Source organism: Streptomyces sp. SAS_272, assembly GCF_052543235.1.
The window spans coordinates 15,505-36,024 of the sequence record NZ_JBMNDR010000013.1; the positions used below are offsets into that span (position 1 = coordinate 15,505).

At 71.0% G+C, this 20,520-nt stretch carries 16 protein-coding genes and 1 riboswitch; of the genes, 14 read left to right on the plus strand and 2 right to left on the minus strand.

Going from position 1 to position 20,520, the window contains the following annotated elements; translation table 11 throughout:
* The first annotated feature begins 487 nt into the window (after positions 1-487).
* From ACN6LD_RS11120 to mfd, 3 genes are all read left to right on the plus strand, one after another.
* Entirely contained in the window at positions 488-1,276 is a 789-nt protein-coding gene (locus ACN6LD_RS11120; protein WP_319198099.1) for an ABC transporter ATP-binding protein, read from the plus strand.
* The gene (locus ACN6LD_RS11125; protein ID WP_319198098.1) at positions 1,273-3,852 is read left to right on the plus strand and encodes an ABC transporter permease; all 2,580 of its coding nucleotides are present in this window, start codon (positions 1,273-1,275) and stop codon (positions 3,850-3,852) included. The genes ACN6LD_RS11120 and ACN6LD_RS11125 overlap by 4 nt, the downstream gene beginning before the upstream one ends.
* A gap of 330 nt (positions 3,853-4,182) precedes the next feature.
* Entirely contained in the window at positions 4,183-7,716 is a 3,534-nt protein-coding gene (mfd, locus tag ACN6LD_RS11130; protein WP_445043030.1) for a transcription-repair coupling factor, read from the plus strand.
* 237 nt (positions 7,717-7,953) lie between these two features.
* Here mfd and ACN6LD_RS11135 read toward each other — a convergent pair whose 3' ends face one another.
* Positions 7,954-8,139, minus strand: a complete 186-nt coding sequence (locus tag ACN6LD_RS11135; RefSeq protein WP_445043031.1) for an antitoxin — start codon at positions 8,137-8,139, stop codon at positions 7,954-7,956.
* A 191-nt stretch (positions 8,140-8,330) separates the two neighbouring features.
* Between ACN6LD_RS11135 and ACN6LD_RS11140 the strand changes: the two genes are divergently transcribed.
* Positions 8,331-9,071 carry an HNH endonuclease family protein gene (locus ACN6LD_RS11140; protein WP_445043032.1) on the plus strand — a complete coding sequence of 247 codons (741 nt, stop codon included), beginning with the start codon at positions 8,331-8,333 and terminating at the stop codon, positions 9,069-9,071.
* Between the two features lie 44 nt (positions 9,072-9,115).
* Here ACN6LD_RS11140 and ACN6LD_RS11145 read toward each other — a convergent pair whose 3' ends face one another.
* Entirely contained in the window at positions 9,116-9,532 is a 417-nt protein-coding gene (locus tag ACN6LD_RS11145; RefSeq protein WP_445043033.1) for a hypothetical protein, read from the minus strand.
* Positions 9,533-9,798: 266 nt separating this feature from the next.
* On the opposite strand from ACN6LD_RS11145, the gene ACN6LD_RS11150 reads away from it, so the two are divergent.
* The 10 genes from ACN6LD_RS11150 (at position 9,799) to ACN6LD_RS11195 (ending at position 20,132) form a co-directional block, all read left to right on the plus strand.
* Complete coding sequence (locus ACN6LD_RS11150; protein ID WP_319190761.1) at positions 9,799-10,629, plus strand: glycoside hydrolase domain-containing protein; 831 nt, start codon at positions 9,799-9,801, stop codon at positions 10,627-10,629.
* A 180-nt stretch (positions 10,630-10,809) separates the two neighbouring features.
* On the plus strand, positions 10,810-11,454 hold the full coding sequence (locus ACN6LD_RS11155) for a SurA N-terminal domain-containing protein (RefSeq protein ID WP_319190759.1): 645 nt from the start codon (positions 10,810-10,812) through the stop codon (positions 11,452-11,454).
* 113 nt (positions 11,455-11,567) lie between these two features.
* Complete coding sequence (locus tag ACN6LD_RS11160) at positions 11,568-12,599, plus strand: nucleoside triphosphate pyrophosphohydrolase (RefSeq protein ID WP_445043034.1); 1,032 nt, start codon at positions 11,568-11,570, stop codon at positions 12,597-12,599.
* 40 nt (positions 12,600-12,639) lie between these two features.
* Positions 12,640-13,965 (plus strand): cytochrome P450 family protein, encoded by a 1,326-nt coding sequence (locus ACN6LD_RS11165; RefSeq protein WP_445043035.1) that lies wholly within the window; start codon positions 12,640-12,642, stop codon positions 13,963-13,965.
* Between the two features lie 217 nt (positions 13,966-14,182).
* The gene (locus ACN6LD_RS11170) at positions 14,183-15,220 is read left to right on the plus strand and encodes a LysM peptidoglycan-binding domain-containing protein (protein WP_445043036.1); all 1,038 of its coding nucleotides are present in this window, start codon (positions 14,183-14,185) and stop codon (positions 15,218-15,220) included.
* A 205-nt stretch (positions 15,221-15,425) separates the two neighbouring features.
* Positions 15,426-15,609: riboswitch (cyclic di-AMP (ydaO/yuaA leader) on the plus strand.
* Between the two features lie 3 nt (positions 15,610-15,612).
* On the plus strand, positions 15,613-16,323 hold the full coding sequence (locus ACN6LD_RS11175; RefSeq protein WP_057578622.1) for a LysM peptidoglycan-binding domain-containing protein: 711 nt from the start codon (positions 15,613-15,615) through the stop codon (positions 16,321-16,323).
* A 411-nt stretch (positions 16,324-16,734) separates the two neighbouring features.
* The gene (gene eno / locus ACN6LD_RS11180; RefSeq protein ID WP_319190767.1) at positions 16,735-18,030 is read left to right on the plus strand and encodes a phosphopyruvate hydratase; all 1,296 of its coding nucleotides are present in this window, start codon (positions 16,735-16,737) and stop codon (positions 18,028-18,030) included.
* A 118-nt stretch (positions 18,031-18,148) separates the two neighbouring features.
* Positions 18,149-18,625: an FtsB family cell division protein gene (locus ACN6LD_RS11185; protein WP_266721306.1), complete on the plus strand. Its 477-nt coding sequence runs from the start codon at positions 18,149-18,151 to the stop codon at positions 18,623-18,625.
* Between the two features lie 29 nt (positions 18,626-18,654).
* On the plus strand, positions 18,655-19,194 hold the full coding sequence (locus tag ACN6LD_RS11190; protein WP_445043037.1) for a DUF501 domain-containing protein: 540 nt from the start codon (positions 18,655-18,657) through the stop codon (positions 19,192-19,194).
* Positions 19,191-20,132, plus strand: coding sequence for a Ppx/GppA phosphatase family protein (locus ACN6LD_RS11195; protein WP_445043038.1), 942 nt, complete (start codon positions 19,191-19,193; stop codon positions 20,130-20,132). The genes ACN6LD_RS11190 and ACN6LD_RS11195 overlap by 4 nt, the downstream gene beginning before the upstream one ends.
* Positions 20,133-20,520 lie beyond the last annotated feature (388 nt).

Sequence of the window (20,520 nt, forward strand, 5' to 3'; positions counted from 1 at the left end):
CGTGCGGGAATCGGCGCCGGCGCCTCGCGCTCCCCCGCGCCCCTGCGTGCCCCCTGCATCCATCCGCCGGAATCCGGCTTTCCACTTGATCCTCACGCGACGGGAGGGCGCAGCCTGGGCGGGGCGGAGGGTGGAGAGACCCCCGAGTGCCTCTCCACCTGGCGGTGGACGGCCCCTAGGGGTCTCTCCGTACTACGGCTGGGGGTGGGTTCGTTCCGGCGGAGGAGGAGAACCCCCCTCCGCCGTCCTTAACCTGGCTTTACGCCGTCGACGGGGGCGGCCGGGGACCGGCGGGGCGGTCAACCCCACCCACGGGGGGTGGGGTTAACCCCCCGGGAAGACGGGCCCGGGCACCAGCGCGCGGGCCCGCCTCCCGCCGACACACTTCTCGACGTAGCGCTTCACCGTCCGGCACCGCCACGCACCATCCGGCGGCACCGGCCCGGCGCGCTCGTCCACCGCAGACTTTCGACTGAGGAGACTGACCGTGACTTCGGCTGTGACCATTCCCAGGCACGGGGGCACTGGAGGGCGTACGGCCGTTGCCGCGCGAGCGCGACAGGTCGTCAAGGCGTACGGGTCCGGGGAGACCCGGGTCGTCGCCCTCGACCACGTCGACGTGGACATCACCCGTGGCCAGTTCACCGCGATCATGGGCCCCTCGGGGTCCGGCAAGTCCACGCTGATGCACTGCCTCGCCGGTCTCGACACCGTCTCGTCGGGCCAGATCTACCTGGACGAGACCGAGATCACCGGGCTGAAGGACAAGAAGCTCACCAAGCTGCGCCGGGACCGGATCGGGTTCATCTTCCAGGCGTTCAACCTGCTGCCCACGCTGAACGCGCTCGAGAACATCACGCTGCCCATGGACATAGCCGGCCGCAAGCCGGACGCGGCGTGGCTGAGCCAGGTCGTGGAGACCGTCGGCCTCGCCGACCGCCTCAAGCACCGTCCCACCCAGCTCTCCGGCGGTCAGCAGCAGCGCGTCGCCGTGGCCCGCGCCCTCGCCGCCCGCCCGGAGATCATCTTCGGGGACGAGCCCACCGGAAACCTGGACTCGCGCGCCGGCGCCGAGGTCCTGGGCTTCCTGCGCCGCTCGGTGGACGACCTGGGCCAGACCATCGTGATGGTCACGCACGACCCGGTGGCCGCCTCCTACGCGGACCGCGTGCTGTACCTCGCGGACGGCAGGATCGTCGACGAGATGTTCAAGCCGACCGCCGAGACCGTCCTCGACCGCATGAAGGACTTCGACGCGCGGGGGCGTACGTCATGACCGTGCTGAAGACCTCGATGCGCAACTTCTTCGCGCACAAGGGACGCATGGCCCTGTCGGCCGTGGCGGTCCTGCTGTCCGTGGCGTTCGTCTGCGGGACGCTGGTGTTCACCGACACGATGAACACGACGTTCGACAAGCTCTTCGCCGCCACCTCCTCCGATGTGACGGTGAGCGCGAAGGGCGCCTCGGACACCGGTGAGACGACCGCCGACAACGGCAAGCCGCCCGTCATGCCGGCCTCCGTGCTCGACGAGGTCCGCAAGGCGCCGGGCGTGAAGTCCGCGGAGGGCTCGGTCTTCACCAGCGCGGCGACCGTCGTCGACGCCGACAAGGACAGCCTGTCGCCGTCCAGCGGCGCGCCCACCATCGTCGGCGGCTGGAACGCCAACGAAGCCCGCACCATGAAGATCACCGAAGGCGCGGCGCCCAGGGGCTCCGACCAGATCATGGTCGACGAGGACACCGCCGACAAGCACGACCTGAAGCTCGGCGACGAGATCGGCGTGATCACCGCGGTCGGCACGCACACCGCGAAGATCTCCGGGATCGCCGCCTTCCAGGTCACCAACCCCGGCGCGGCGATCTTCTACCTGGACACCGCGACCGCCCAGAAGGCGCTGGTCGGCGAGGCGAACGTCTTCACCAACGTCAACGTCACGGCCGCGGCCGGGGTCAGCGACGACCAGCTGAAGAAGAACGTCGCGGCCGGGATCGGCGCCGACTACAAGGTGCAGACCGCCAAGGAGACCGCGGACGCCAACCGCAAGGACGTCGGGAGCTTCCTGGACGTCATGAAGTACGCGATGCTCGGCTTCGCCGGGATCGCCTTCCTCGTCGGCATCTTCCTGATCATCAACACCTTCTCGATGCTGGTCGCGCAGCGCACCCGTGAGATCGGCCTGATGCGGGCCATCGGCTCCAGCCGAAAGCAGGTCAACCGGTCCGTCCTCGTGGAGGCCCTGCTGCTCGGCGTGGTCGGCTCCGTCCTCGGGGTCGGCGCGGGCGTCGGCATCGCCGTCGGCCTGATGAAGCTCATGAGCATGACCGGCATGAACCTCTCCACCGACGACCTGACGGTCGCCTGGACCACCCCGGTGGTCGGCATGGTCCTCGGCATCGTCGTCACGGTGCTGGCGGCCTACCTGCCGGCCCGCCGCGCCGGCAAGGTCTCCCCGATGGCCGCGCTGCGCGACGCGGGCGCCCCGGCCGACGCCAAGGCGGGCGTCGTGCGGGCCGTCATCGGCCTGCTGCTCACCGTCGGCGGCGGCGCGGGCCTCTACCTCGCCTCCGTCGCAGACAAGGCCGCCGAGGGCTCGTTGTGGCTGGGCCTCGGCGTGGTGCTGAGCCTGATCGGCTTCGTGGTGATCGGCCCGCTGCTGGCCGGCGGCGTGGTGCGGGTGCTGGGCGCGGTCCTGCTGCGGGCGTTCGGCCCGGTCGGACGGATGGCGGAGCGCAACGCGCTGCGCAACCCGCGCCGCACCGGCGCCACGGGCGCGGCCCTCATGATCGGCCTCGCGCTGGTCGCGTGCCTGTCGGTGGTCGGCTCCTCCATGGTCGCCTCGGCCACCGAGGAACTCGACAAAAGCGTCGGCACGGACTTCATCATCCAGAGCGACAAGGGCCAGCGCATGACCGCAGACGCGGTGCAGGCGATCAAGTCGGTCCCGGGTCTGGAGCGGGTCACCGAGTACAAGGGGACCCAGGCCGACTTCACCACCCCCGACGGCAAGACCCTCGACGACACGTCGATCACGGCGGCCGACCCGACGTACGCGACCGACCTGCGCGTCGAGACCGTCGCCGGCAAGCTCGCCGACGCCTACCGCCTCGACTCGATGTCCGTCCACGAGAAGTTCGCCGAGGACCACAAGATCAAGCTGGGCTCCACGATCTCCGTGGCGTTCAAGGACGGATCCACCGCCCGGCTGACGGTCCGCGCGATCACCAGCAGCGACGGCGTCATCGACCAGGGCGCGATGTACACCTCCATCGACACCCTGAAGAAGTACGTGCCGGCCGGCAAGCTGCCGCTCGACCAGCTGGTCTTCGCCTCCGCGAAGGACGGCCGGCAGGACGCCGCGTACACGGCCCTGAAGTCGGCGCTGCACGACTACCCGCAGTACGTCGTGCGCGACCAGACCGACTACAAGCAGGAGCTGAAGGACCAGATCGGGCAGCTGCTGAACCTGATCTACGGCCTGCTCGCCCTCGCGATCATCGTCGCGGTCCTCGGCGTGGTGAACACCCTGGCCCTGTCGGTGGTGGAGCGCACCCGGGAGATCGGCCTGATGCGGGCGATCGGTCTCTCCCGCCGCCAGCTGCGCCGCATGATCCGCATGGAGTCGGTCGTCATCGCCCTCTTCGGCGCCCTGCTCGGCCTCGGGCTGGGCATGGGCTGGGGCGCGACCGCGCAGCAGCTCCTCGCGCTGCAGGGGCTGGACGTCCTCGACATCCCGTGGCCGACGATCATCGGCGTGTTCATCGGCTCCGCGTTCGTGGGCCTGTTCGCGGCACTGATCCCGGCGTTCCGCGCGGGCCGCATGAACGTCCTGAACGCGATCGCGACGGACTAGCCGCGACGGTCCGGCTTCCCCGGACAGCCCGGCATCGAGAAGGACGGGGGTCTTCTCGGTGCCGGGCTCCTGCATGCTCCGGGCCGGTCCGGGGACGTCCCCTGCGCGAGGGCGCGGACGAAAAGTTCCGGTCATCGCTCCCCACCGGCCCCCGCGGTTGTCCACAGCCCCCGGCGAACGACCCCGCCCCGTCGTACCCTGGACACCCCCGGCCCGTGACACGCGTCGGGCCCTTCGCGTTGCCCACCCCGGACCCGGTGCACCCGTGTCGCCGCGAGAGACATCCCGCGAGAACGAGACGTGCCCGGGCCCCTCGACGGAAAGCCCTCCATGAGCCTGCACGGTCTGCTCGACGCCGTCGTCAAGGACGCCGCCCTCGCGGAAGCCATCCCCGCGGCCGCCGACGGCAACCGCATGCACGTCGATCTGGTCGGTCCTCCGGCGGCCCGCCCCTTCGCGATCGCCGCCCTCGCCCGCGAGACCGGCCGCACCGTCCTCGCGGTGACCGCCACGGGCCGTGAGGCCGAGGACCTCGCCGCCGCCCTGCGCTCGCTGCTCCCGCCGGACGGCGTCGTCGAGTACCCCTCCTGGGAAACGCTCCCGCACGAGCGCCTCAGCCCGCGCAGCGACACTGTCGGCCGCCGCCTCGCCGTGCTGCGCCGGCTGGCCCACCCGCGTCCCGACGACCCGGAGACCGGCCCTGTCTCCGTGGTCGTCGCGCCCGTCCGCTCCGTGCTCCAGCCGCAGGTCAAGGGACTCGGCGACCTGGAACCGGTGGCGCTGCGCTCCGGTGGGACCGCCGACCTGAACGAGATCGTCGAAGCGCTCGCCGCGGCCGCCTACGCGCGCGTGGAGCTCGTCGAGAAGCGCGGCGAGTTCGCCGTCCGCGGCGGCATCCTGGACGTGTTCCCGCCCACCGAGGAACACCCCCTGCGCGTCGAGTTCTGGGGCGACGACGTCGAGGAGATCCGCTACTTCAAGGTCGCCGACCAGCGATCCCTGGAAGTCGCCGAGCACGGCCTGTGGGCGCCGCCCTGCCGTGAGCTGCTGCTGACGGACGACGTGCGCACGCGTGCCGGCGCCCTCGCCGAACAGCACCCCGAGCTGGGCGAACTGCTCGGGAAGATCGCCGAGGGCATCGCGGTCGAGGGCATGGAGTCCCTGGCCCCGGTGCTCGTCGACGACATGGAGCTGCTGATCGACGTCCTGCCCAAGGGCGCGATGGCCGTCGTCTGCGACCCGGAGCGGGTCCGCACCCGCGCCGCCGACCTCGTGGCCACGTCGCAGGAGTTCCTGCAGGCCTCCTGGGCGGCCACGGCGGGCGGCGGCGAGGCGCCCATCGACGTCGGCGCGGCCTCCCTGTGGTCGATCGCGGACGTCCGCGAACACGCGCGCGAGCTGGACATGATGTGGTGGTCGGTGTCGCCGTTCGCGGCCGACGACGAGCTGGACGACGGCACGCTGAAGCTCGGCATGCACGCGCCCGAGACCTACCGCGGCGACACCGCCAAGGCCCTCGCGGACACCAAGGGCTGGCTCGCGGACGGCTGGCGCGTCGCCTTCGTCACCGAGGCGCACGGCCCGGCCGCCCGCACGGTCGAGGTGCTCGGCGGCGAGGGCGTCGCCGCCCGCCTCGACAGCGACCTGACCGAGCTGAGCCCCTCCGTCGTGCACGTCTCCTGCGGCTCGATCGACTACGGCTTCGTCGACCGCGCGCTGCGCCTCGCCGTCCTCACCGAGACCGACCTGACCGGCCAGAAGGCGGCCGGCAAGGACGGGGCGCGCATGCCCGCGCGCCGCCGCAAGACCATCGACCCGCTCACCCTCGAGGCCGGCGACTACATCGTCCACGAGCAGCACGGCGTGGGCCGCTACATCGAGATGGTGCAGCGCACCGTCCAGGGCGCCACGCGCGAGTACCTGGTCGTGGAGTACGCGCCCGCCAAGCGCGGCCAGCCCGGCGACCGCCTCTACATCCCCACCGACCAGCTGGAACAGATCACCAAGTACGTCGGCGGCGAGGCGCCCACGCTGCACCGGCTCGGCGGCGCCGACTGGACGAAGACCAAGGCGCGCGCCAAGAAGGCCGTCAAGGAGATCGCCGCCGACCTGATCAAGCTGTACAGCGCGCGGATGGCGGCGCCCGGCCACGCCTTCGGCACCGACACCCCCTGGCAGCGCGAACTGGAGGACGCCTTCCCCTACGCGGAGACGCCCGACCAGCTCACCACCATCGCCGAGGTCAAGGACGACATGGAGAAGACGGTCCCGATGGACCGCCTGATCTGCGGCGACGTCGGCTACGGCAAGACGGAGATCGCGGTCCGCGCCGCCTTCAAGGCCGTCCAGGACGGCAAGCAGGTCGCCGTCCTCGTGCCGACGACCCTGCTGGTGCAGCAGCACTTCGGCACCTTCAGCGAGCGCTACGCGCAGTTCCCGGTGAAGGTCCGCGCGCTCTCCCGCTTCCAGACGGACGCGGAGGCGAAGGCCACCCTGGAGGGACTGCGCGAGGGCTCCGTCGACGTCGTCATCGGCACCCACCGCCTGTTCTCCTCCGAGACGAAGTTCAAGGACCTCGGACTGGTCATCGTCGACGAGGAGCAGCGTTTCGGCGTCGAGCACAAGGAGCAGCTGAAGAAGCTCCGCGCGAACGTGGACGTCCTGACGATGTCGGCGACCCCGATCCCGAGGACCCTGGAGATGGCGGTGACGGGCATCCGCGAGATGTCGACGATCACCACGCCCCCGGAGGAGCGCCACCCGGTGCTCACGTTCGTCGGCCCCTACGAGCAGAAGCAGATCGGCGCCGCCGTCCGTCGCGAACTGCTGCGCGAGGGCCAGGTCTTCTACATCCACAACCGGGTCGAGTCGATCGACCGGGCGGCGGCGAGACTGCGCGAGATCATCCCCGAGGCGCGCATCGCCACCGCGCACGGCCAGATGTCGGAGTCGGCGCTGGAGCAGGTCGTCGTCGACTTCTGGGAGAAGAAGTTCGACGTGCTCGTCTCGACGACGATCGTCGAGTCCGGCATCGACATCTCCAACGCCAACACGCTGATCGTGGAGCGCGGCGACACCTTCGGCCTGTCCCAGCTGCACCAGCTGCGCGGCCGGGTGGGCCGGGGCAGGGAGCGCGGCTACGCCTACTTCCTGTATCCGCCGGAGAAGCCCCTCACGGAGACCGCCCACGAGCGGCTCGCCACCATCGCCCAGCACACCGAGATGGGCGCGGGCATGTACGTGGCGATGAAGGACCTCGAGATCCGCGGCGCGGGCAACCTGCTCGGCGGCGAGCAGTCCGGCCATATCGCGGGCGTCGGCTTCGACCTGTACGTGCGGATGGTCGGCGAGGCCGTCGCGGACTACCGGCGTCAGCTGGAGACCGGCGAGATCGAGGAGGAGCCGCCGCTCGAGGTCAAGATCGAGCTGCCGGTCGACGCGCACGTCCCGCACGACTACGCGCCGGGCGAGCGGCTGCGCCTGCAGGCCTACCGGGCCATCGCCTCCGCCAACTCGGAGGACGACGTCAGGGCGGTCCGCGAGGAACTCGTCGACCGGTACGGCAAGTTGCCCGAGCCGGTGGAGAACCTGCTGCTGGTGGCGGGGCTGCGGATGCTGGCACGCGCGTGCGGCGTCGGCGAGATCGTGCTCCAGGGCGCCAACATCCGCTTCGCGCCGGTGGAGTTGCGCGAGTCGCAGGAACTGCGCCTGAAGCGGCTGTACCCCGGGTCGGTCATCAAGCCGGCCGCGCACCAGGTCCTCGTGCCCCGTCCGAAGACCGCGAAGGTCGGCGGCAAGCCGCTGGTCGGACGGGAACTCCTGGGCTGGGTCGGCGAGTTCCTGGCCACGGTGCTGGGCTCGTAGCGGGCGGGGAAGGCGCGGGCCGGGAAGACGCTCACGGGGAAGACGCCCACGGGGAAGACGCCCACGGGGGAGGCGCGGGCCGGTAAGGCGCCTACGGGGAAGACGCGTACGGGAAGGACCCGGCCGCCGCGGGGGCGGTGGCGGCGGGAAACCGTCCGCGGAGCGGCTTGCTCCGCGGACGGCCACGTCAGGCTCGGACCGCAGGGCCGGCCGGGTCCCGAACCGGCAGGGTCCCGGCTACGGCTTCTCGGGCCGGTCCTCGTCCATCCCCATCCGCTCGTGCAGCTGCTGCTGCCCGGAGTCGACCTGGGACTCGTACTTGTCGCCCGTCTTCTCGTTGATCCGCCGCTCCGCGGCGTCGGACATGTCCCTGGCCTTGTGCTGGGCCGACTTGTTGCTCTTGAACCTGTCGAAGATGCCCATGCAGAGCTCCCTTCCCGGAGGTGACTCTCCACCGACGATATTCCCGTGATGTGCGAGATGCCCACTTGAGACCGTTATGGTCTGGACCTCCCGGTCGCTTCCGAGCGCCCCCTCGCCAGGGTGTGTGCCGGTCCTCGTCGGGGGAATCCGCCCTGTGCGGGGTGGGCAGCAGCCAGGCAGGGGAGGGGCGCGTGAGGCGTCTGAGGGGTGGGGCGGCGGTCGCCGTCACGTTGGTGTGCGCCGTGACGGTGGCGGGCTGCAAGGAGCAGACCGCCGGCGCGGGCTCCCGTGGGCCGGGCGCGACGGCGGGCACGGGAAAGGCAGGCGGCGGGGCTGCCCTCGCGGCGGCCGAGTCGCTGCCGGTGAAGGGGCGTGCCCCCAAGACCGGTTACGACCGCGAGCAGTTCGGCTCCGCCTGGGCGGACACGGACTCCAACTCCTGCGACACCCGTGACGACATCCTCAAGCGGGACCTGGAGAAGGTGAAGTTCACCGGCGGCGTCTGCAAGGTGTCCTTCGGGGTGCTGGAGTCGGATCCGTACTCGGGGAAGGCCGTGACCTACCGGCGCGGCAGCAGCAAGGTCGACATCGACCACGTCGTCGCCCTGTCCGACGCCTGGCAGAAGGGCGCCAAGTACTGGGACGCCGCCAAGCGGATAGCGCTCGCCAACGACCCCCTCAACCTGCTGGCCGTCGACGCGAGCACCAACCGTTCCAAGGGGGACGGCGACACGGCGACATGGCTGCCGCCCAACAAGGCCTACCGCTGCACGTACGTCGCGGCGCAGGTCGCCGTGAAGAAGAAGTACCAGCTGTGGGTCACCGCGGCGGAGAAGTCCGCGATGGAGGAGGTGCTGTCGGCCTGCCCCGCGCAGCGACTGCCCGCCGGGGGCAACCCGACCAAGGCTCCGGGCCGCTTCCGCGCGGGATGAGCCCGCGCGGGGACGGCCACCGGTTCACGGTCACCGGCTGACGGCTACCGGCCGTACGGGTACCCCTGCTGGTACGGGTTCGGGCTCGGGTGGCCCGCTCCGTACGCCGGAGCCGCCGCCGGGGCCTTCTTGTCGAACATCGCGAACAGCAGCATCCCGGTCGCCATCAGCAGGGTGATGAGGAACATGGCGCCGAAGAACGCGTCCGAGTCGTCGTTGTCGGACGCCACCGTGCACGTCACGATCGCCACCTCGTACAGCGCGAACGAGCAGAAGGCCGCCCAGTCCGAGGACAGTCCGCGGCGAATCCCCACGTAGAGGAACGGCACCCAGGCAAGGAAGCCCAGCGAGAGCCACACCAGCACCACCCAGGCGAGCCGCTCGAACCAGCCGCCCTCCAGCCGTCTCACCGTGCCGGTCACGGTCGTCGTCGGCATCGTCATGTCGCCCCCCAAGGTCACCAGGGAGCAAGGGTAGGACATGGGCGGCCCGCGTCAGGCCGCCGCTTCTTTACCGTGACGTAAGTGAATCTTGTGGCGCTGCGGACGCCCCGTTTCCCTTCCACGGGGGCGCCACGGGTTACGGTGCCATCCGCCTCCGGCGTCAGGACGTCGAGTCGACGCCGTATCGTCGTACCGGTCAAGGGGAGACATCCGTACGGTGCGACCGCGACAGCGAGGCCGCCGTACGCAACAGATCACAGAATGAACGATGGGGTGGGGATCGCATGGCCGAGCACCGGCAGTCCAGGAAGCGCAGATACATCACGTGGGGCGTGGCCGGCGCGGCCGTCCTCGCGGGGGCCGGGATAGCGGCGCAGACCTCGATGGCGGCCACCGTCTGGCCTGCCCAGAAGACGTACACCGGCCGGGCCTTCGACGCCTGCACCGCCCCCTCGTCGGCCGCGATGAAGGCCTGGAAGACCGACGGCTACTACGGCGGCGCCGCCGTGTACATCGGCGGCAAGAACCGCGGGTGCGCGCAGCCCAACCTGACCGCGTCCTGGGTGAAGTCGGTCAACACGCTCGGCTGGAAGCTCATCCCGCTCTACGTCGGCGCGCAGCCGCCGTGCCAGACCGGCTCCAGCCCCGAGAAGATCACCGCCTCGACGGCCACCTCCCTCGGCGCCACGGACGCGGCGGACGCCGTCGCCAAGGCCTCCGCGCTCGGCATGAAGACCGGCAGCCCCGTCTACCTCGACATGGAGGCGTACGACATCACGAACAAGTCGTGCAACGACGCCGTGCTGGCGTACGTCCGCTCCTTCAGCAAGACGCTGCGCGCCAAGACGTACCGGGCCGGCTACTACGGATTCAGCAGCTCCAGCGCCAAGGCGATCGCCACCGCGACGAACAAGACGGACCTGCCGGGCAACCTCTGGTACGCGCTGTGGGACAAGAAGGACACCACGACCACGGACTGGCCGTGGGGCGCCACCCAGTTCACCGGCCACAGCCGCGGCCACCAGTACCTGGTCAACAGCAAGGAGACCCGCGGCGGTTACACGATCACCGTGGACCGCGACTCCTGGGACGCCCCGGTCGCCCTGGTCGGCTGAGAGCGCCCGGACCCGCAGGGTCGACCGCTCGCACCGACGAGCGGGCGGCGAGCGGGCGCGGCGGTGCCGGAAGTCCTGGTGAATCGTTGGTCGAATGGCTTGGCCGCAGCCGCGCCACTGCCTACCATCGATCACCGCAAGACTTTGTGCACCGCCGCACAATCTCCTCGGGAGGCTTCCTTGCACCGCCGTCGTCGCACCGCGCTCCTGCTGTCCGCCGCGATCGCGGCGGCCCCTCTCCTCACCGCCTGCGGCAACGACGCGCATCCGGGCGCTGCGGCCGTCGTGGGCGGTCAGCGGATCACCGTGGCGCAGCTGGAGAGCCGGGTGGACGAGGTGCGCTCCGCGCAGCGCGCGGCCGTCACCGACGACGCCCAGTACGCGCAGGTCGTCGGCCAGACCGGCGGGCTCGCCCGGGACACCCTGCACGGCATGGTCCTCGACCGGGTGCTGCACCGCGCCGCCGAGGACGCGGGCATCACGGTCACCCCCCGCGAGGTCCAGGAGATGCGGACCGGCCTGGAACAGCAGGCGGGCGGCGCGAAGGGCCTGGAGACGGCGTGGCTGCAGCAGTACGGCATTCCGCCGCAGCGCCTCGACGAGAACCTCCGCCTCCAGCTGGAGGCCCAGAAACTCGCCGCCCAGCTCGGCGCGACCACCAGCCAGCCCGCCTTCTGGAGCGCCCTGTCCAAGGCGTCCAAGGCTCTCGGTGTCGACCTCAACCCGCGCTACGGCGACTGGGACGCGCAGAAGGTGGCCCGCGTCGACGCGAAGACCCCGTGGGTGCGGGAGGTCACGGCGGCCGGGACCAAGCAGCCGACCTGACCGTGTGATCGCCATGACCGTGTGATCGACGCGACCATGTGATCGTGTGACCGGCAGGCCTGCCCTGTGGACGACTCCTGGGGCCGCGTGCGGGCGTGGGTTACGTTCGGGGTGTGAACGCAATCAGCTCCGCCGATGCCGACGCCGCAGTCACCGCCCCTGGCCGCGTCGTCCTGCTCACCACCAGCCACCGCGTCGCCCCCGGTCTGCTGTCCTGGCCCGCCTGGCAGGCCCTGCGCGCGGCGGACCGCGTGCTGTGCGCGGACGGCGCTCACCCGCAGCTGCCCTATCTGCGGGACGCGGGCATAGCGGTCGAGGAGACTTCGCCCACCGCCGAGGAGCTGGTCGCCGTCTGCGCCGGCGGCCGCACCGCGGTGGTGGTGGCGACCGGCGAGGGCGAACCGGCCCTCACTGACGGTCTGGCCAGGCTGGCGGGCTCCGGGCGGGTGGCGATGCCGGAGCTGGAACTCCTCCCCGCCTCCTACGACCTGCCGGGCGCCCGGCTGCTCGACCTCGTCCAGGTCATGGACCGCATCCGCGACGAGTGCCCGTGGTCCTCCCGGCAGACCCACCTGGGCCTGGCCAAGTACGCGATGGAGGAGGCGTACGAGCTGGTCGAGGCGATCGAGGACGGCGACCGCGACGAACTCCGCGAGGAACTGGGCGACGTACTTCTCCAGGTGGTCTTCCACGCCCGCATCGCCGAAGAGGACGAGGAGGCCCCGTTCTCCGTCGACGACGTCGCGGGCACGATCGTCGCCAAACTCGTCCACCGCCACCCCCATGTCTTCGGCGACGCCACCGCCACCACGCCGGAAGAGGTCAAGGAGCACTGGCTGCGCACGAAGGCGGTGGAGAAGCGCCGGGCGTCGGTGACCGACGGGGTTCCGCTCCACCAGCCCTCGCTTGCTCTCGTGGCGAAGCTGACCGCGAGGGCCCGGACGGCGGGGCTGGACGTGTCGCTGCCGGCCGCCGAGGGCATCGGCTACGAACTGCTCGCCCTCGCCGCCCGGGCCGAGTCGGAGGGCATGGACCCGGAGGCGGCGCTGCGTGCGGCGGCCCGGGCCTACCGGGACGCGATCCGGGTCGCCGAAGGGGTCCTCGACCGCCCGTCCCCGTCCGCGTCCGGCCCGTCGGGCGAGTGAGCGTGACCGTGCACGCCGGCAAGCCCGCTACGGTCGGGTCGTGACCGACCCGAACCACCCGAACCACCCGTCCCGGCAGCCCCAGGCCGACGTCCCGCCCGCGCCCGCGCTCTTCACCTGGGAGTTCGCCACCGACCCCTACCCCGCCTATGCCTGGCTGCGGGAGCACGCCCCGGTGCACCGGACCGCGTTGCCGAGCGGGGTCGAGGCCTGGCTGGTCACCCGGTACGCCGACGCCAAGCAGGCCCTCGCCGACCCGCGGCTGTCCAAGAACCCCGCACATCATGACGAACCCGCCCACGCCAGGGGCAGGACCGGCATCCCCGGGGAGCGCAAGGCCGAGCTGATGACCCATCTGCTCAACATCGACCCGCCGGACCACACCCGCCTGCGGCGGCTCGTGAGCAAGGCCTTCACCCCGCGCCGAGTCGCCGAGTTCGCGCCGCGCGTGCAGGAGCTGACGGACCGGCTGATCGACCGGTTCGCCACCGAGGGGCGGGCCGACCTCATCCACGACTTCGCCTTCCCCCTCCCCATCTACGCGATCTGCGACCTGCTGGGGGTCCCCGAGGAGGACCAGGACGACTTCCGCGACTGGGCCGGGATGATGATCCGGCACGGCGGTGGCCCCAGGGGCGGCGTCGCCCGGTCGGTGAAGAAGATGCGCGGCTACCTGCTGGAGCTCATCCACCGCAAACGCGCCGGACTCCCCGCCGAGCCCGTCCCGGGCGAGGACCTCATCTCGGGTCTGATCCGCGCCTCCGACCACGGCGAGCACCTCACGGAGAACGAGGCCGCCGCGATGGCCTTCATCCTGCTGTTCGCCGGCTTCGAGACGACCGTGAACCTCATCGGGAACGGCGTGTACGCCCTCCTGACCCATCCCGCACAGCGCGAGGCACTGCAGCGGTCCCTCACCGAGGACGGCGGGGACCGCGCCCTGCTCGAAACCGGCGTCGAGGAACTGCTCCGCTACGACGGCCCCGTCGAACTCGCCACCTGGCGGTTCGCGACCGAGCCGGTCACCCTCGGCGGACAGGACATCGCGCCCGGCGACCCCGTCCTCGTCGTGCTGGCCGCGGCCGACCGCGACCCGGCCCGCTTCACCGACCCCGACACACTCGACCTCGCCCGCCGTGACAACCAGCACCTCGGCTACGGCCACGGCATCCACTACTGTCTGGGCGCCCCGCTGGCCCGGCTGGAGGGGCAGACCGCGCTGGCCACCCTGCTCACCCGGCTTCCCGACCTCCGACTGGCGGTGGAACCGGCCGAGTTGAGATGGCGCGGCGGCCTCATCATGCGCGGCCTGCGCACGCTGCCGGTCGAGTTCGCCCCGGCGTCCGCGCCTGGCTCCGGCGTCTGACGGTTCGGCCGGACCGGGGCTGGACTGACCGGACGTCAGCCGGATTGTGACCATGCGGCGGAGCAAAGGTGACCGATCCTCAAGTCTGTGATCTTCACGTGATCTGCGCGGCATTAACTTGTGACAAGTGATCGTCTGCCGATACGTTCACTCGTCAGCGCGACGCGTCAGCTCACTCGCCCGCGCCGGCACTGCTGTCCAGAGAAAGGCCCCTCGCATGCTCTCCGGGAACGGTCGTCACCGTCGCCCCCGCCAGGCCCCCGCGCTGCTCGTCGCGGCCGGGGTGACCGGCTCCGCCATCGCCATCCCGTTGCTCGCCGCCTCCGGCGCGAGCGCTGCGGACGGCACGGTGTGGGACAAGGTGGCGCAGTGCGAGACCGGGGGCTCGTGGAGTGCCGACGGCGGCGACGGCGAGTCCGGCGGCCTCAGCCTCACCCAGCAGGACTGGAGCGCCTACGGCGGGCTCGACTACGCGGCGAGCCCCGACCTGGCCAGCCGCAACCAGCAGATCGCCGTGGCGCAGAAGGTGCTCGCGGCCAAGGGCGTCGGCGCGTGGGGCACCTGCGGGCTGACCTCCGGGCTCACCAAGGAGAACGGCGCGCTGACCGTGGACACCGGCGTGGCGGGCGATTCGTCAGGATCGTCCGGCTCCTCGGGTTTGTCCGACCTGTCCAGGGGGCTGTCGGGCTCCTCGGGCTCGTCGGATTCCGGCGCCGGTTCGACCGGTTCCAGCGGTTCGACCGGTTCAGCGGGATCGTCCGACTCGTCTGACTCATCCGACTCGTCCGGTGATTCCTCGAGTTCACCCTCGGCGTCACCTTCGTCGCCTTCGTCCCCCTCTGCCGTCACGGGCGACCCCGGCGATGCCGGCGGTCAGGGCGACCCGCAGGCGGCCGACGGTTCGTCCACGGGGACCCCGGAAGCGGACGACTCGGACAAGTCGGGCCAGGATGTGGGTTCCTGGAACCTCGTCGACACCGGCTCCCTCGGCTCCGGCCGTCATCGCGGCGTCACGGCCGACGAGCCGGCGGCCAAGAGTGCCGACACCGAAGCGGGCGGCGCGTCCACCGCCTCGGCGGGCCGGCATGCCGCGGCCGCCTATGTCGTCCAGGAGGGCGACTCCCTCGCCTCCATCGCCGACTCCCTTGGCCTCCACGGCGGATGGCGTGCCCTCTACGCCGAGAACAGGGACCTCATCGGCGCCGACCCGAGCGACATCGCCCCCGGTCAGACCCTCGACACAGGGGTCCAATAGGGCGCAAAGCCCAAGAAAAACAGCGGTAGTTCACGTCACGCTTCGCGCCGAATGTCCGATTTGGCGAAAGTGTGGGATGAGTCTCAGAAGCCCTGATCGTCTTTGAAATTCCGCGGATCGCGTGTCTACGGTCGTGACCGCTCGGCAACCCGAGCCCCGGCCGTCGCAACGCCGAATCCTGCCAGCGGCAGCCCGGGAACAGTCGTCGCGTCAAGCGCCGTAGGCAGGAGCGGGGGACCCAAGGTAAGTGCCGCACCGGGAAGTTGCCGGAGCGGCTTGGGGTGAAGTCACCCCTCCCACGGAGCGGAAGTCTCCGGCGGAGGAGTGACCGGGCAACTCACACGGCCCGAACCCGACAGCTCACCTCGCAGGCGTCGGTGAGGGGATCCACCATGCTGTTTTCCGGTAAGGGCAAGCACCGTCGTCCGTCCAAGGCCACCCGCGCCGCCGCTCTCGCCGGTGTCACCGGCGTCGCCATCGCCGCCCCGCTGATGGCGGCCGGCAACGCCTCCGCCGCGACCGCCTCCGAGTGGGACGCGGTCGCCCAGTGCGAGTCCGGCGGCGACTGGTCCATCAACACCGGCAACGGCTACTACGGCGGCCTGCAGTTCTCGTCCTCCACGTGGGCCGCGTACGGCGGCACGCAGTACGCCTCGCAGGCCAACCAGGCCTCCAAGGCCCAGCAGATAGCCATCGGCGAGAAGGTCCTCGCGGGCCAGGGCAAGGGCGCCTGGCCGGTCTGCGGCAAGGGCCTGTCCGGCGCCGCCTACAACGGCAGCAGCGCCGGCTCGTCGAACTCCGGCTCGTCGAACTCCGGCTCGTCGGACAGCGGCAGCAGCTCCCGCTCGACCGAGCAGAAGAGCAGCTCCCGCTCCACCGACCGTCCGGCGGCCGCCAAGAAGTCCAAGACGGTCACCACCCCGACCGGCAAGAAGGTCAAGAAGGGCGACGGCGAGTACAAGGTCGTCAAGGGCGACACCCTCAGCACCATCGCCGAGAAGCACAAGGTCAAGGGCGGCTGGCAGAAGCTGTTCCAGCTCAACAAGGACATCGTCCAGGACGCCGACCTCATCTACCCGGGTCAGCAGCTGCACCTGAAGTGACAGCCGTCTTCCGGCGAAGCCACAGTGCCCTCCTGGTGAAGGTCGGCACTCCGAGGACCTCGTGAGGGTCCCCCCGTCCCCACGGGCCCCCCGTCCCGGTGCGTGTTCCCCCGTACGCACCGGGACGGGGTTTTCTCTTGCGCCCTTCCGGGCCCCGCGCTCGCGGCGTTCCGGTCGCCGTTCTCGCGCCCTTCCGGCAGTCGTCCGTCCGGCCGCCGTCCCTTTGGTCCACGTGCTGTCCGCCCGGTCTTTTCGGCCGCTTCTCCTCGCCGCTTTGTTCCGGACAGGAACAATGTGTACGGTCAGTCCGTCCACGGGACGGTCGGTCGGTGGCCGACGCTCCGGAGACGGTTAGGCTCTAGGCGCAAGGCCACGCGCCGCGCACTTTCAGCGTCACATCCCATGAAGGAGATGCTCGTGCCGTCCATCGACGTCGTCGTAGCCCGGGAAATCCTCGACTCGCGAGGCAACCCCACCGTCGAGGTCGAGGTCGGCCTCGACGACGGCAGCACGGGTCGTGCCGCCGTCCCGTCCGGCGCCTCCACGGGCGCCTTCGAGGCCATCGAGCTGCGCGACGGTGACCCGAACCGCTACCACGGCAAGGGCGTCGAGAAGGCAGTCCTCGCCGTCATCGAGCAGATCGGCCCGGAGCTCGTCGGTTACGACGCCACCGAGCAGCGCCTGATCGACCAGGCCATGTTCGACCTGGACGCCACGGACAACAAGGGCTCCCTCGGCGCCAACGCGATCCTCGGCGTCTCGCTCGCCGTGGCGCACGCCGCCTCCGAGGCCAGCGACCTGCCGCTCTTCCGCTACCTGGGCGGCCCGAACGCGCACCTGCTGCCCGTTCCGATGATGAACATCCTGAACGGCGGCTCGCACGCCGACTCCAACGTGGACATCCAGGAGTTCATGATCGCCCCGATCGGCGCGGAGTCCTTCTCCGAGGCGCTGCGCTGGGGCGCCGAGGTCTACCACACCCTCAAGAAGGTGCTGAAGACCAAGGGCCTGTCCACCGGCCTCGGCGACGAGGGCGGCTTCGCCCCGAACCTGGAGTCCAACCGCGCCGCGCTCGACCTCATCATCGAGGCCATCCAGCAGGCCGGTTACGTCCCCGGCGAGCAGATCGCGCTCGCGCTCGACGTCGCCGCGTCCGAGTTCTACAAGGACGGCAAGTACGAGTTCGAGGGCAAGTCCCGCTCGGCCGCCGAGATGACCGAGTACTACGAGGAGCTCGTCTCCGCGTACCCGCTCGTCTCCATCGAGGACCCGCTGTACGAGGACGACTGGGCGGGCTGGAAGGTCATCACCGACAAGCTGGGCGACAAGGTCCAGATCGTCGGCGACGACCTCTTCGTCACCAACCCGGAGCGTCTGGCCCGCGGCATCGAGGAGGGCTCCGCCAACGCCCTGCTCGTCAAGGTCAACCAGATCGGTTCGCTGACCGAGACCCTGGACGCCGTCGAGATGGCCCAGCGCAACGGCTTCAAGTGCATGATGTCCCACCGCTCCGGCGAGACCGAGGACGTCACCATCGCCGACCTCGCCGTCGCGGTGAACTGCGGTCAGATCAAGACCGGCGCCCCGGCCCGCTCGGACCGCGTCGCCAAGTACAACCAGCTGCTGCGCATCGAGGAGATCCTCGACGACGCCGCGGTGTACGCCGGCCGCTCCGCCTTCCCGCGGTTCCGCTCCGCGAACCACTGAGCGCAGCAACGGCTGACCCCACCCGGGGTAAGGCCTAGCCAGTCGCACGAACGTCCCCGTACTCGGTCCCGTACCGTGTGCGGGGACGTACGCACGTGGGAGACGGGAGGCGCAGCACATGGCCGTGAAGGACCGGGACCGTTTCTCCACCGCGACCAGGATCAAGCTGCTCGGCGAGCAGACCGCGGCCCGCGTGTACCGTTCGCAGACCAAGCGCCAGGCCCGCCGCTCCCGCCTCACCGGCCGAGCGGCCCTGCTGGCACTCGTCCTGTGCACGCTGATCGTGGCCCTGGCCTATCCGATGCGCCAGTACGTCTCCCAGCGCGCCGAGATCGCCGACCTGGAGCGCGAGAAGCAGCAGGCCGGCGAGCGCGTCGAGCAGCTGCGCGACCTCAAGGCGCGCTGGCAGGACGACGCGTACGCGGAGCAGCAGATCCGGCTGCGGCTGCACTACGTGCTGCCGGGGGAGACCGGTTACATCGTGGTCGACCCGGACGTCGCCAGGCAGTCGCGTGCCGACCTCGGGGCGGCCGACCGCCCCTGGTACTCCAATGTCTGGGACGGGGTCGACAAGTCCGACGCCTCCGACCACTGACCGACCGACTGACCGATGGAAAGACAGGCATGCAGACGCCCCCGCCGACCACTTCGCGCACCGAGCCCACCGACGCGGACGTCGAGGCCTTCAAGCAGCAGCTCGGACGCCCGCCGCGCGGCCTGCGCGCGATCGCGCACCGCTGCCCGTGCGGTCAGCCGGACGTCGTCGAGACGGCCCCGCGCCTGCCCGACGGCACTCCCTTCCCGACGCTGTACTACTTGACGTGCCCGAAGGCCAACTCGGCGATCGGCACGCTGGAGGCGAACGGCGTGATGAAGGAGATGACGGAGCGGCTGCAGTCCGACCCCGAGCTCGCCGCCGCCTACCGGGCCGCGCACGAGGACTACGTCCGGCGGCGGGACGAGATCGAGGAGCTCAGGAACTTCCCCAGCGCGGGCGGCATGCCGGACCGCGTGAAGTGCCTGCACGTCCTGGTGGCCCACTCGCTGGCCGCGGGCCCGGGCGTGAACCCGCTCGGCGACGAGGCGCTGGAGATGCTCCCCGAGTGGTGGCGCAAGGGCACCTGTGTGACCCTTCCCCAGCCGGTCGAGGGGGACGCCCCGTGACCCGGGTCGCCGCCGTCGACTGCGGTACGAACTCCATCCGGCTGCTGGTCGCCGACGCGGACCCCGAGACCGGCGAACTCGTCGACCTGGACCGCCGGATGACGATCGTCCGGCTCGGCCAGGGCGTCGACCGCACCGGCCGGCTCGCGCCCGAGGCGCTGGAGCGCACGTTCGCCGCCTGCCGGGAGTACGCGGCCGCCGTCAAGGAACTCGGCGCGCAGCGGCTGCGGTTCGTCGCGACGTCCGCCTCCCGGGACGCCGAGAACCGGGAGGAGTTCGTGCGCGGGGTGCTGGACATCCTGGGCGTCGAGCCCGAGGTCATCACCGGCGACCAGGAGGCCGAGTTCTCCTTCACGGGGGCCACGAAGGAGCTCACCGGCCGCGACGACCTGGCCCGGCCCTACCTGGTGGTGGACATCGGCGGCGGCTCGACGGAGTTCGTCGTCGGCGACGACCGGGTGCGCGCCGCCCGCTCGGTCGACGTCGGCTGCGTGCGGATGACCGAGCGGCATCTGGTCGTGGACGGGAAGGTCACCGACCCGCCGTCCGAGGAGCAGGTCGCGGCGATGCGCGCCGACATCGAGGCCGCCCTCGACCTCGCCGAGCGGACGGTCCCGCTGCGCGAGGCGCACACCCTGGTCGGCCTGGCCGGCTCGGTCACCACGGTCTCGGCGATCGCCCAGGGGCTGCCGGAGTACGACTCCGCGGCCATCCACCACTCTCGCGTCTCGCACGACGAGGTCCGCGCGATCACCGAGCGGCTGCTGCGCTCCACGCACGCCGAGCGGGCGGCGATCGGCGCGATGCATCCGGGCCGGGTGGACGTGATCGGGGCGGGCGCGCTGGTGTTGCTGGCGATCATGGAGCGGACGGGTGCGCGGGAGGTCGTCGTGAGCGAGCACGACATCCTCGACGGCATCGCGTGGTCGGTCGCGTAGCCCTCGTCCGAGGGTGTCGGTGCACTCTGCTGAGCAGGCAGGACGCGCGGATGAGCAGCCCTGGGGGCCCTTCGGGGCCCCTTCGGCGCGTTCTCGCGACACCCCGCCGGGAAAGTTCGTGAAGTTCTTCACAAGGAATTCGGCCCTGTCGGAGGACGATCGTGTCCCGGTTGACCCTTCCGAGGCCCCGACCCCCGTGTGAACGTGTTCAAAAGAGGCGGACGCGGACGTCTCGCGGGTGTCTCGCGCGGCGGCTCGCGGGGTGCTCACGGAGGCCTCCGTGAGCCGGAGAGGCAGCTCACGCGGCATTGACAACGCCATGCCCTACACGCTGGTTCCCGTTCCCCGCCATGATGTGGATCACGCGGGGCGCGGAGGATAGCACACA